Origin of the sequence: Nocardia sp. CA-290969 (genome assembly GCF_050936135.1) — a bacterium.
In the GTDB taxonomy this organism is placed as follows: Bacteria; Actinomycetota; Actinomycetes; order Mycobacteriales; family Mycobacteriaceae; genus Nocardia.
The window spans coordinates 2,071,338-2,082,814 of sequence record NZ_JBNJNJ010000001.1 but is presented as its reverse complement, the minus strand read 5'-3'; the positions used below and the strand labels follow the sequence as shown (position 1 = coordinate 2,082,814).

General features: G+C 69.3%; 10 protein-coding genes. 7 read left to right on the top strand and 3 right to left on the bottom strand.

Annotated elements, in window-relative coordinates; translation table 11 throughout:
• Positions 1 to 52 precede the first annotated feature (52 nt).
• The 5 genes from ACQEVO_RS09755 (at position 53) to ACQEVO_RS09735 (ending at position 4,440) form a co-directional block, all read left to right on the top strand.
• Positions 53 to 445 (top strand): ethanolamine utilization protein, encoded by a 393-nt coding sequence (locus tag ACQEVO_RS09755; protein ID WP_432911192.1) that lies wholly within the window; start codon positions 53 to 55, stop codon positions 443 to 445.
• Between the two features lie 40 nt (positions 446 to 485).
• The gene (locus ACQEVO_RS09750) at positions 486 to 1,004 is read left to right on the top strand and encodes a dimethylamine monooxygenase subunit DmmA family protein (RefSeq protein ID WP_432911191.1); all 519 of its coding nucleotides are present in this window, start codon (positions 486 to 488) and stop codon (positions 1,002 to 1,004) included.
• Positions 1,001 to 1,960: a PDR/VanB family oxidoreductase gene (locus tag ACQEVO_RS09745; RefSeq protein ID WP_432911188.1), complete on the top strand. Its 960-nt coding sequence runs from the start codon at positions 1,001 to 1,003 to the stop codon at positions 1,958 to 1,960. Before ACQEVO_RS09750 ends, ACQEVO_RS09745 begins: the two co-directional genes overlap by 4 nt.
• The gene (locus tag ACQEVO_RS09740; protein WP_432911186.1) at positions 1,957 to 3,018 is read left to right on the top strand and encodes a heme-dependent oxidative N-demethylase family protein; all 1,062 of its coding nucleotides are present in this window, start codon (positions 1,957 to 1,959) and stop codon (positions 3,016 to 3,018) included. The genes ACQEVO_RS09745 and ACQEVO_RS09740 overlap by 4 nt, the downstream gene beginning before the upstream one ends.
• Positions 3,019 to 3,081: 63 nt before the next feature.
• Positions 3,082 to 4,440: an ammonium transporter gene (locus ACQEVO_RS09735; protein WP_432911185.1), complete on the top strand. Its 1,359-nt coding sequence runs from the start codon at positions 3,082 to 3,084 to the stop codon at positions 4,438 to 4,440.
• A 52-nt stretch (positions 4,441 to 4,492) separates the two neighbouring features.
• Here the strand turns inward: ACQEVO_RS09735 and ACQEVO_RS09730 are convergent, their stop codons facing one another.
• Positions 4,493 to 5,170 (bottom strand): helix-turn-helix domain-containing protein, encoded by a 678-nt coding sequence (locus ACQEVO_RS09730; protein ID WP_432911183.1) that lies wholly within the window; start codon positions 5,168 to 5,170, stop codon positions 4,493 to 4,495.
• Positions 5,118 to 6,572, bottom strand: a complete 1,455-nt coding sequence (locus ACQEVO_RS09725) for a metallophosphoesterase (protein ID WP_432911180.1) — start codon at positions 6,570 to 6,572, stop codon at positions 5,118 to 5,120. The genes ACQEVO_RS09730 and ACQEVO_RS09725 overlap by 53 nt, the downstream gene beginning before the upstream one ends.
• Before the next feature lie 681 nt (positions 6,573 to 7,253).
• On the opposite strand from ACQEVO_RS09725, the gene ACQEVO_RS09720 reads away from it, so the two are divergent.
• Entirely contained in the window at positions 7,254 to 9,035 is a 1,782-nt protein-coding gene (locus ACQEVO_RS09720) for a thiamine pyrophosphate-requiring protein (RefSeq protein WP_432911178.1), read from the top strand.
• 154 nt (positions 9,036 to 9,189) lie between these two features.
• Here the strand turns inward: ACQEVO_RS09720 and ACQEVO_RS09715 are convergent, their stop codons facing one another.
• Positions 9,190 to 10,344, bottom strand: a complete 1,155-nt coding sequence (locus tag ACQEVO_RS09715; RefSeq protein ID WP_432911175.1) for a hypothetical protein — start codon at positions 10,342 to 10,344, stop codon at positions 9,190 to 9,192.
• A gap of 240 nt (positions 10,345 to 10,584) precedes the next feature.
• On the opposite strand from ACQEVO_RS09715, the gene ACQEVO_RS09710 reads away from it, so the two are divergent.
• Entirely contained in the window at positions 10,585 to 11,424 is an 840-nt protein-coding gene (locus ACQEVO_RS09710) for an SDR family oxidoreductase (protein ID WP_432911172.1), read from the top strand.
• Positions 11,425 to 11,477 lie beyond the last annotated feature (53 nt).

Genomic DNA, 11,477 nt, shown 5'->3' with positions numbered 1-11,477 from the left:
TCTTCTGATTATTCTTTGATTCATCTCATTCCCCACCCTTCGGAGCGACCAGATGACCGATCCCGCACCCGCCACCGCCGCCCCCGCCACCCCGTTCCGGGTGACCGCCGACTTCTGGCGCTCCCTGCCGCAGATGCCCGTCGCCGACTACCCGGGTACCGAAGCCTTCATCGACGATGTCTATGCCAATCCCGAAGGCTCCGAGATGGCGGCGGGCTATTTCGAACTACGGCATACCGATGCCCCGCTGGACTACCACTACGACTACGACGAGATGAAGGTCGTGCTCGAGGGCGAATTCCGGCTGGAGAACCTCCATACCGGACAGGTCGAGACGGCGGGACCGAAGGACGCGATCTTCTTCCCGAAGGGATCACGGATCCGGTTCAGCACACCGGAACGCGCCCTCGCCTTCTTCGTCGGCCACCGGTCCTTCGCACCCTGAGCCGATCCCCATGAGCGACCACCACGACCCGGAGTAGCCCATGACCCAGCACGAGGGAACCAGCGTGCCCGTCCCGACCGCGGCCGACGCCTGCGATCTACCCATCGACCCGGACGCCACCGCCTACGTGGTGGTGGCCACCGCACCCGGCGCCGACACCGCGGCCCGCGCATTCGCCGCCCGCCTCGAGGGCGTCCCGGTGACCGTCCTGGCCGCCGACAGCGGCGAAACCGCACTCGCCGCGACGCTGGCCCGGGCGCGAGTGGGCTGGCGTTTCGCCGTACTCGGCGCCGAACCCGGCCGGGCCCGCGCCCACGCCGCGATCCGCGCGGCCGGCGCCCTGGAGTGCGAGATCGTCACCGCCGGCCCCGGCGAGGCGGAGGCCGGTGCGCGCCAGGTGTACTGCGCACATTGTCACGCGGTCTCACAGACGGCCGCCGCACTCGGCGAGACCACGCGCTGCGGCGGATGCGGGTCGCCGTTGACCGTGTATCACCACTTCTCGCCGCGCATCCCCGCCTATCTCGGGTATCACCCCGGCGCCGAGGACCTGCCGTGACCACCGGGCCGGGCAGAGACGCTGCCCTGCGCCTGGTGATCGACCGGATCCGGCTGCTGGACAGCGATGTTCGGGAGTTCACGCTGCGTGCCGGGGATCGCGGGCGGTTACCGTCCTTCCCGCCGGGCAGTCATCTCGCCGTCCGCTGGGGTCCGGGTGAGCAGAACTCCTATTCGCTCACCGGTCCCGAAGTCGAGCCGGACCACTACACCATCGCGGTACGCCTGGACCCGGCCGGGCGCGGCGGATCACGCTGGCTGCACAGCAGGCGGACCGGCGATCCGCTCGATGTCTCGCGGCCGCGCAGCGGGTTCGCGCCGGTGGCCGCCGCCCGGCATCACCTGTTTGTGGCGGGTGGGATCGGGGTCACCGCGATTCTGTCGCATATGCGCGCCGCGGTCCGGTGGGGCCGGTCGTTCGAGGTCCTCTACGCGCATCGCGGTACCCGTGCCCCGTACGCCGCGGAGCTGGTGGCCCTGGCCCCGGGCTCGCTCACCCGGTGCGGTTCGCGCGCGCAGCTGTGGGAGCGGCTGCACCCGGCACTGCGCGACAGCCCGCTCGGCACACATCTCTACGTCTGCGGGCCCGGTCCGATGATCGACGCCGTCGCCGCGGCGGCCCGCGCCGCCGGATGGCCGCCGCAGCGTGTGCACTCCGAACTGTTCGCCCCCGCACCGCAGCCCGCCGGTACGCCGTTCACCGCGCGGTTGCGGCGGACCGGCGCCGCGATTCCGGTAGCGGCCACCACCACGCTCCTCGACGCGTTGCGCGCGCACGGGACGCCGGTGCCGAATCTGTGCCGCCGCGGGGTGTGCGGGGAATGCCGGATCACCGTGCTGGACGGTGCGATCGAGCACCGCGACACCTACCTCGCCCCCGACGAGCGGGCCGCCGGCGACAGCATGATGGCGTGCGTGTCCCGGGCCGCGAGCCCGCAGCTGGAGATCGACCTGTGAACACCGCTACGCCGGCCCCCTACGCGCAGTTCCGCGCCGAGGACGTCGCCCGCTACCCGTTCCCGCTGCCGAAACCGCAGTACCGCTACAGCGCCAATATCGAACCGGCGCGCACCCCGGTGCCCACGGCGGCCGGCCGCTGGGGCACCCACCGGGTGGATATCGACCGCCACTACCGGCACGAGCTGGCGCTGCGCGCCGGAATCCTCGCCGCCGACCCCACCCGATACGCCTGCCTGCCGCATATGCAGGCCGCCGCCTGGGACGCGATGCTGACCGTGATGTCCGATCTCAGCGCCGACTATCCCGGGCGGATGAGCCTCGCGCGGGACGGCGAGCAGTACCACTGGCGCAATACCGATCTCGGAATCGACCAGCGCTTCGTGTTCGGTGACCCAGCGACGCTCCCGGCCGATCCGCTGTCCTGGATCTGTGGCCAGATCCAGGAGGACGTGGTGCTGCTGGATCAGCGCGAGGGGCAGCTGTGGGCGGACGCGGGCGTGGTCACCTTCGCTGCCGACTGGTCTTTCGGCTTCGACGTCGGGATGAGTTTCACCCAGTTGCACGGCCCGGTACCCCGGGTCCACCGGGAACGGATCATCACCCGTGCCCAGGATTTCCTGATGCGGCTCGAACCCGGCGAAAGCTACCGCCGCACCAACTGGACCCTGACAGTGGACGGCCGGCTCGATACGTCCACCGAGACCTACCCGATCTGGGGTCGCGACCGCCGGACCCTCGCCGGCGGCGACCCTGCGGAGGTCGGCGACCGGCTGCATCTGCGCACCGAGGTCCAGCACCTCACCCGGTTGCCGGTATCGGGCGCGGTGATGTTCTTGATCCGCACCTATCTGCTGCCGTTCCGGGCGGTGGCGTCGGTTCCCGAATGGGCCGGCCGGCTGGCTTCGGTGCTGGCCGAACTGCCCGCGGATATCGCCGAATACAAAGGGCTGGCCCGGACGCGCGGTCCGGGCGTGCGCTGGCTGGCCGAGCACGCGGGGGTTAACGGAGAAGTTACCGGCGGATCATTCCCGGCAACGCACGGCGGCGTCTACTGAAAGACGGGTCTGTCCACTCATGAGAGACATCGGTTCGGCGACAGATACAGGATGAGGGAAATCATGACCGAAGCACTCGCCGCGGCGAATACCGCGTGGATACTGGCGGCCTTCGCCGTCGTGAGCCTGATGGTGCCCGGGCTCGCCATGTTCTACGGGGGCATGGTCGGCATCAAGAACACACTCAATATGGCGATGATGACCTTCGGCGCGTTCGCCGTGGTCGGCGTCCTGTGGATCGTGTTCGGCTATTCGGCCGTACTGGGTGATTCGCTGGGTGGTATCGGCCTGCTCGGCAACCCGCTCGAGTATTTCGGCTCCGCGGATCTGCTGACGGCGCCGGCCGAACCCGCGCTACCGCCCGCGCTGGTATCGGGCTTCCAGTTGTTGTTCGCCGCGATCACCGTCGCACTGATCTCGGGCGCGGTGGCCGACCGGATGAAGTTCGGTGCCTGGATGCTGTTCGCGGGATTGTGGGCCACCCTGGTGTACTTCCCGGTGGCACACTGGGTTTTCGCGTTCGATTCCGCGGACGGCTCGGTGCTCGGCGGCTGGATCGCCAACACTTTGGGCGCCATCGACTTCGCGGGTGGCACCGCGGTGCATGTGAACGCGGGGATCGCGGCACTGGCGCTGGTGCTCGTCCTCGGTAAACGGGGCGTTTTCCCGAATCCGCCGCGGCCGCACAACCTTCCGCTCACCGTGCTGGGCGCCGGCATCCTGTTCTTCGGCTGGTTCGGATTCAACGGTGGTTCCGCGCTGGCCGCGGGTAACAGCGCGTCCGTGGTCGTCCTCAACACCGTGGCCGCGGCCGCGGCCGGGATCTGCGGCTGGCTCGTCGTGGAGAAACTGCGCGAGGGCCGCGCCACCTCCCTGGGCGCCAGTTCCGGGCTCATCGCCGCACTGGTCGGCATCACGCCCGCCTGCGGCGCGGTATCTCCCATGGGTGCGTTGATCATCGGCGCCGCGGCCGGAGCGGTGTGCTGTTTCGCGGTCTCGCTGAAATTCCGGTTCGGGGTGGATGATTCGCTGGACGTGGTGGGCATCCACCTGGTGGGTGGCATTCTCGGCACGCTGCTGATCGGCCTGCTCGCCGATCCGGCGGCGCCGAACGGGGTGGCCGGCCTGTTCTACGGCGGCGGCGTCGATGTGCTGTGGCGGCAGGCCGTCGCGGTACTGGCCGTGCTGGCGTACACCTTCGTCGTCACCCTGATCCTGGCCAAGGTCGTCGATCTGACCATGGGACTGCGGGTTCCGGCCGAAACCGAACAGGAGGGCCTGGACGCCTCGATCCACGGGGAAACGGCCTACGTGATGGAGGTGGCCACGCTCACCACGGCCCCCGTTCCGGCCGACGCGGCGGTAGCCGCCGCGGAGTCCATCACCGCCGAGGCCGCCGCGAAGGCTCCCGCGGCCGATTGAGCGCACAACCGGGAACGGGCCGGCCTTCCACACTGGGAAGGCCGGTCCGTTGTCACGTTTCCTCGTGATTGTCCGGGTAGGCGGTGACCGCGAGGAAACGGATCGGCAGGCGTACCAGATCGTTGGGGCCGTGGATCCCCTCGCCGTCCAGCAGTAGTGAATCCCCCGGGCGCAGGGTGTATTCCGCCGAGCCGTGCCCGTAGACCATCACGCCTTCCAGCATGTAGATCAATTCCGTACCCGCGTGCTGGAACCGGGGGAACACCTCACTGGACGCGGTCAGCGTCACCAGCACCGGTTCCAGCCGTTTGTGCTGGCCGCGCAGCGAACCCAGAAGTTCGTAGTGATGCCCGATCCGGGTGCCGCGGCCCACGATCACCGCACCCTGCCCGGCCGCCACGTACACCGCTTCACGCACCGTATCCGCGTCGCGGAACAGCGAGGTCACCGGCACATCGAGCCCGGCGGCGAGCCGGGCGAGAGTGGACAGGCTGCACGAGGTCTGCGCGTTCTCGATCTTCGACAGCATCGCCTTGGAGATTCCCACCTTGGCCGCCATATCGCCGACGGACAGCCCGCTGGCCTTGCGCAACGCGCGGACCTGGCGGGCGATCGCCGCCTCCAGATCGCCGCCCGTGGGAGGTTCGCCGATCACCTCCCGCTGCACCGGCGCCGGATCACCGGTATCGCGGTGGATCTGCTGCGGAGTACTGGGCGTACCGTCGGTCATCGACCGAGTCTACTCGAGGTTTCCTGACAGTAGACGATCGAGCGCTGGAGAGCCCGGACAGATCGCGGCGCACCACATGGTTGCGGTCGGCGACCGAGCCCAGGCTGTACCGGGACTGCAACCCGAACAGCTGGCCGCGGGTCCGGGCGCTCCAGCGGCGGGCCGCGGCGGTGCGGGTGGTCTGGAACGTGACCATGTACCCGCCCTCGTACAGTCGCAGCAGCGCGTAGCCCGCCGGGTACTCCTTGATCGACGCCACTTCCAGGAACTCCACCGGCACCGGGGTGTCCGGACGGGTGCGGCGGTTACGGTGCGTATGCCCGCTGTGGTGCAGGAACACTCCCGGGGCGCGTCCGTACAGTTGCTGCAGGCTCACGGCGTCGCGCCGGTCGAGGATGAAACCCGGTCCGCCGAGATTCGTACGACCCGCCTCCCGGGTCACCGGGTGATGGCCGAACACCAATGTGGGCCGGTCGGGTTCGGCACGCAGCAGTGCGCGCAGCGTGGACATCTGCTCGGCGTCGATCCGCCCGCCGGCGCGGTCGAGATCGGTGGTGTCGAGGGCGATCACCCGCAGGCCGCCCAGGTCGTAGGCGAACAGCCGCTGCCGGGGTAGGAAGTGCGGGCCCCAGCAGTCGTGGTGCGCGGTACGCGCGAGCCGGATACCCGGCTGCCACCGGGCACCGGTACGCGGCCGGTCATGGTTACCGCGGCATACCAGCAGCTCCCGGCCCAGCCGGCCCCAGCTGTCCAGCCGGCGGCGCAGCGTCCGGGATTCCCCCGGGGTGCCCTCGGCGGTGAGGTCACCGGCCAGGATCAGATGGTCGGCACGGCGGTCCGGGGCGCGCACATCGCCGAGCAGGGCGTCGAGCATGACCGCCGGATACGGCGCCATCCCGGGTTCCTGCCGGACCCCGGTCGGCACACCCGGTACGAGTTCGCCACTGACCTCCTCACCGAAATGCACGTCGTTGGCGAGGGCCAGGGTGCGCACCAACCGGCCGGGAGGCGGAGTGAGCGTGCGGAACTCGTGCCGCTGGTCGTCGTTCCACCAGGACGTCGGCGAACCGGTGAGCGCACGTACGCCGCGGGAGCGCGCCTCCAGCCAGTAGGGACGGCCCGGTTCGAGCCCGTGGACTTCGACGTAGTGGAACGCCGTCGGTGTCGCATCGGAATGGACGACCGGAAGCGGTCTACGGGAATTCGCCGGTCCCAGGGCGAGTTCGGTATCGGCTGCCACCGGCCGCCAGCGCCCGGACGGATCGGGTGCGGCGGTGGTCCAGCTGACGGCCACCGACCGATCGGTCACCGTGATCAGTTCCAGGTCGCGGGCGACCATCGACAGCAGCGAAGGCGCGAGCAACGCGATGCCGCCCAGCGGCACCGTCGTCATCGCGGCCATCGCGGTGAGTATCGTTCGGCGGGAAGGCTCGTGACCCATCGCGACCCCTGACGTCGGTCTCGCCACTGTGTCGACGGGTTCGACGTTATCGAGCCGAAAACGCCGCCCGGTGAACGGCCGACGAGCTGCGCAGGTCGATTCGCCACCCGTTTCCGCGCGACGCCTCCCGCACTGTCGGTCCCCGTTCATCACCCGTTCGCCCCGGGCGGCGCCGAGGCTCAGGTCGAGGACCGGCCGTGGGCGTCCTGTCATCACGCGCAACCGGGTCCAGCGGGGGCCCAGCCGTGCGCGTCGCGACGCCGAGACGGAGGCACCCCACCGGGGAGGCAGCGGAAGGGCGTGCATGGGCACACGGCGCCACCACCGTTCCCGGTCGACGAATACATCGAGAACACACCGCCCGGCCCCTGAGGACGTCGGCCGTGCCGCCGGCTCCCGACCACTGACGCCGCCGGCCGACGACCCGGCTCCGGAAACGCAGACGCGGGCAATTCCACCTCGCCGAGCTCGACGACGCCGCCGCTCGGCAGCTCCTTTTGCCGCGCGCTCTGATGGTCACCGAACCGATGGCGACCGGCCGAACACCGCTGCGCGTGGTTGAACCGCGGCCCAGAGGGTAGGCCGCCCCCGACGCCGCCCTATCCACCCAGAAGCCCTATCCACCCAGAACCAGGAGGACATATGCCGCTGCAGGTGGGCGATTACGTACTGCAACGTCTCCGCGAATGGGGAGTCGACCAGGTGTTCGGTTACCCCGGTGACGGGATCAACGGGCTGGTGGCCGCCTTCGGGCGAGCAGAGAACCGGCCGCGTTTCGTGCAGTCGCGCCATGAGGAGATGTCCGCGTTCCAGGCGACCGGGTTCGCCAAATTCAGCGGCAAGGTCGGCGTGTGCACCGCGACCTCGGGGCCCGGCGCCATCCATCTGCTCAACGGCCTGTACGACGCCAAACTCGATCACGTGCCGGTGGTCGCCCTCGTCGGACAGACCGCGCGCAGCGCCATGGGCGGTAGCTACCAGCAGGAAGTCGACCTGCAATCGTTGTTCAAGGATGTCGCCTCCGACTACCTCGTCGAGGTCAACGTCGCGAGCCAGCTGCCCAACGCACTGGACCGCGCCTTCCGGACCGCAATGGCCCGGCGGGCGCCGACGGTGGTGATCCTGCCGGCCGATCTACAGGAAGAGCCGTACCATCCACCCGAGCACGCGTTCAAGCAGGTGCCGTCGAGCCCGCCCAGCAGCCAGCACACCACGCTCACCCCACCGGCGGACGAAGTAGCGCGAGCCGCCGAGGTGCTGAACGCGGGATCCCGGGTCGCGATGCTGATCGGGCAGGGTGCGCGCGGAGCGGCCGCGCAAGTGCTCGAGGTCGCCGAACTCACCGGCGCCGGTATCGCCAAGGCACTGCTCGGCAAAGACGTTCTGTCCGACGAACTGCCGTTCGTCACCGGATCCATCGGGCTGCTCGGTACCCGGCCCAGCTATGAGCTGATGCGCGACTGCGACACCCTGCTCATCGTCGGTTCCAATTTCCCCTACAGCCAATTCCTGCCGGAGTACGGACAGGCGCGCGCGGTGCAGATCGATATCGACGGGGCGATGATCGGTATGCGCTACCCCACCGAGGTGAACCTGGTCGGCGATGCCGGAGCCACACTGCGGCAGTTGATCCCGTTGCTGCGGCGCAACTCCGATCGTTCCTGGCGCGATACGGTCGAGGAGAACGTCGCGCGGTGGTGGGACACGATCGGGCATCAGGCCGCGGTCGAGGCGAAGCCGATCAATCCCATGCGGGTGGTCACCGAACTGTCCGAACGTATTCCGGAAAACGCCGTCGTCACCGCCGATTCCGGTTCCTCCACCAACTGGTATGCCCGCTGCCTGCGGTTCCGCGGTGAGATGCGAGGCTCGCTGTCGGGCACCCTGGCCACCATGGGTCCGGGTGTGCCGTATGCGATCGGCGCGAAATTCGCCCACCCCGACCGGCCGGTGATCGCCCTCGTCGGCGACGGCGCCATGCAGATGAACGGTCTCGGCGAACTCATGACCATCGCGCGCTACCAGCATCTGTGGAGCGATCCGCGGCTGATCGTGTGCGTATTCCACAACAACGACCTCAACCAGGTCACCTGGGAATTACGGGCGATGGGCGGGGCACCGAAATTCGAGGAATCGCAGAATCTGCCCGATGTGCCGTACGCCGATCTGGCGCACGAGATGGGGCTGGAGGGGATCGCGATCGACCACCCCGACGATATCGGCGGTATGTGGGACCGGGCGCTGGCCATGCGCAGCCCCACGGTGCTGGACGTGCGCTGCGATCCGGAGGTCCCGCCGATCCCGCCGCACGCCACCTACGAGCAGATCAAGGATCTGGGTAAATCGTTGCTGCGCGGTGATCCGGACGCGTTTCATCTCATGCTGCAGGGGGCGAAGACCAAAGCCCAGGAATTCCGCCCCTGAACCTGTCCGTTCGGCGCGGCACCCCGGGCCCCGCCTCGCACAGTGCCTCCCGACACACAGTGCCGCCGAGACCCGCGTAGCGCTGCCCCGGTGGCGCTGTCGCGGCTACCGGGGCTGGCCGTGGCTGTTCGCGTCAGCCCGTGCTGCCGCGGGTTCAGGAACTCTGTGTCCGCTGCCCTCCGTCGACCCAGCTGCGCCGTTCCTGGTCGCGGTAGCCGTAGGTGGCTTTGCGGACGGTGAGATCGTCCTCCAGCCCCGACCCCACGGCGCCGGCCACCGTCCCCAGCGCACTCGCCATGGCGGCGATGGTCAGGTAATCGCCGAGGTACACCGGGCCGCCGAGCACGGTCGCGAGGTAGCCCGGCGGGATGACCAGTCCGACGGCCGCCAGGGTGAACAGGTACAGCACCGCGAAGAACACGATCGCCCCGAGCGCCACCGTGACCACGGTGCCGGCGTTACGCAACCGGATATCGCGCGCGTGATCAGCCGAAGTTCTCCGCTCCCAAAGGCTGTGGCCCACGACGATCCAGACACTCAGGGCGGTGATCGCGGCCAGGACGACCCCGGCGAGCCGCAGCACGCCCAGCGCCGTCGCCAACTGCCAGATACTCGAGTAGAGCACTCCGAACGCGGTGCCGGCCAGCGTTCCGGCCAGTGCGGAGGACAGCCCCACGAACAGCCGCCACGGGCGGTTCGCCCGTACCATCCCCGCGAGCAATCCGGCGAATCGGAGCGGGCCGCCACGTGCCACCACGACGGCGTCGGCACCGTCGTCCACGACTTTCACGTTCCGGAACGGTGCCCGAGCCGCGAGTTCGTGCACCGTGGGCTTCGCGTCCCCACGCGGTGTGGGCGCGGTGCTCCGGAGCGGTGCCGGCTCAGGGCCGTCGCGCAGGGCCGAGACGATCCCCGCTGCCAGTTCCCGCAGCCGGTAGCGCAATCGCACACCGCCGAGTGCCGGTAACGGGATCAAGGCGACCCGGTGCCGCAGATCCAGCGAGGCCAGCACGATCCGGCCGTCGCTGCGCAACGGCAGATCGGTCAGGCACAGCGCGAGGTCCCAGTCCGTGTCCCGGACGTGGCGTGCGGCCTTGTCGATGACGTATTCGAGATCGGGGTACATCGCTTCGAACGGGTCGTCGAACACCTCGACCCGCCACTCGATGTGCGGGTTGTGCCGGCCCAGCACCGCGGGCAGGCCGGCGGCCAGATCCCGGGCCAATCGGGCGGGCAGGTCCGGGTCCGCCACTACACCGATGACCACTGTGCCCGTATCCGCTGTTCCCGGATTCGTTGTCCCGCTCACCGAACCTCCCGATCACGCGGGCCCGAACACGCCGGAGCCCGTCCCACTGTCCTCGTCGGTGGCGCTTCCCGCTCACGGCTCGCCCAAACCACACCACCTGCCGAGCCGGCCGATGCCGGGCCGGCGCCGCCTACCGGCGCTGCCTGCCCGATTCCCGGCGTCCGGTTTCGATCACGATCCCGCGGTAATCCGGTGCACGACCAAGACAGCGCGCGGCAGCTCGCCGGAAAGGAGAACACGATGGGATTTCCGGAACAGCAGCAAGAGGTACCCGGGGTCCAGGCCCGGATGACACCGGTTCCCGATTGCGGCGAGCAGAGCTATCGCGGCAGCGGGAAGTTGACCGGAAAGGCCGCGGTGATCACCGGCGCCGACAGCGGTATCGGCCGGGCCGTGGCCATTGCCTTCGCCCGCGAGGGCGCCGATGTGCTGATCTCCTATCTCGACGAGCACGACGACGCCGCCGAGGTGGGCGCACTCGTCGAGGCGGCCGGCCGCCGGGCGGTGCTGGTACCCGGCGATCTGTCCGATCCGGCGCACTGCCGCACGGTGATCGCGCACGCGGTGGACGCCTTCGGCAGGGTCGATGTGCTGGTGAGCAACGCGGCCTATCAGATGACGCACAACACGATCGAAGAGATCAGCGACGAGGAATTCGACTACACCTTCAAGGTGAACGTCAACGCCTACTTCCATCTGGTGAAGGCTGCCCTGCCGCATATGAGCGCCGGTGCCTCGATCATCGGCAGCTCCTCGGTGAATTCCGATTCGCCGTCCCCCACGCTGGCGCCCTACGCCGCGACCAAGGCCGCCATCGCGAATTTTTCCGCGAGCCTCGCGCAGTTGCTCGGCGACAAAGGGATCCGGGTCAACAGTGTCGCGCCCGGCCCGATCTGGACCCCGCTGATCCCGTCCACCATGCCGAACGAGAAGGTGACGGCCTTCGGCGACAGCACCCCGCTCGGCCGCGCCGGGCAGCCCGCCGAACTCGCCCCGGTCTATGTGCTGCTCGCCTCCAACGACGGCAGCTATGTATCGGGCGCGCGGGTCGCGGTGACGGGCGGCAACCCGATTCTCTGACCCGCCTGGTCACGTGCTGTTTCGCCGGCGCGGGCCCGGGTACGCCGCCGACG

Excerpts from the sequence above, each read along its gene's own strand:
- ACQEVO_RS09725 (WP_432911180.1), bottom strand. The coding sequence starts at position 6,572 with ATGGCCGCGATGACGACGGTGCCGCTGGGCGGCATCGCGTTGCTCGCG.
- ACQEVO_RS09720 (WP_432911178.1), top strand. The coding sequence starts at position 7,254 with ATGCCGCTGCAGGTGGGCGATTACGTACTGCAACGTCTCCGCGAATGG.
- ACQEVO_RS09750 (WP_432911191.1), top strand. The coding sequence starts at position 486 with ATGACCCAGCACGAGGGAACCAGCGTGCCCGTCCCGACCGCGGCCGAC.
- ACQEVO_RS09755 (WP_432911192.1), top strand. The coding sequence starts at position 53 with ATGACCGATCCCGCACCCGCCACCGCCGCCCCCGCCACCCCGTTCCGG.
- ACQEVO_RS09710 (WP_432911172.1), top strand. The coding sequence starts at position 10,585 with ATGGGATTTCCGGAACAGCAGCAAGAGGTACCCGGGGTCCAGGCCCGG.
- ACQEVO_RS09735 (WP_432911185.1), top strand. The coding sequence starts at position 3,082 with ATGACCGAAGCACTCGCCGCGGCGAATACCGCGTGGATACTGGCGGCC.
- ACQEVO_RS09730 (WP_432911183.1), bottom strand. The coding sequence starts at position 5,170 with ATGACCGACGGTACGCCCAGTACTCCGCAGCAGATCCACCGCGATACC.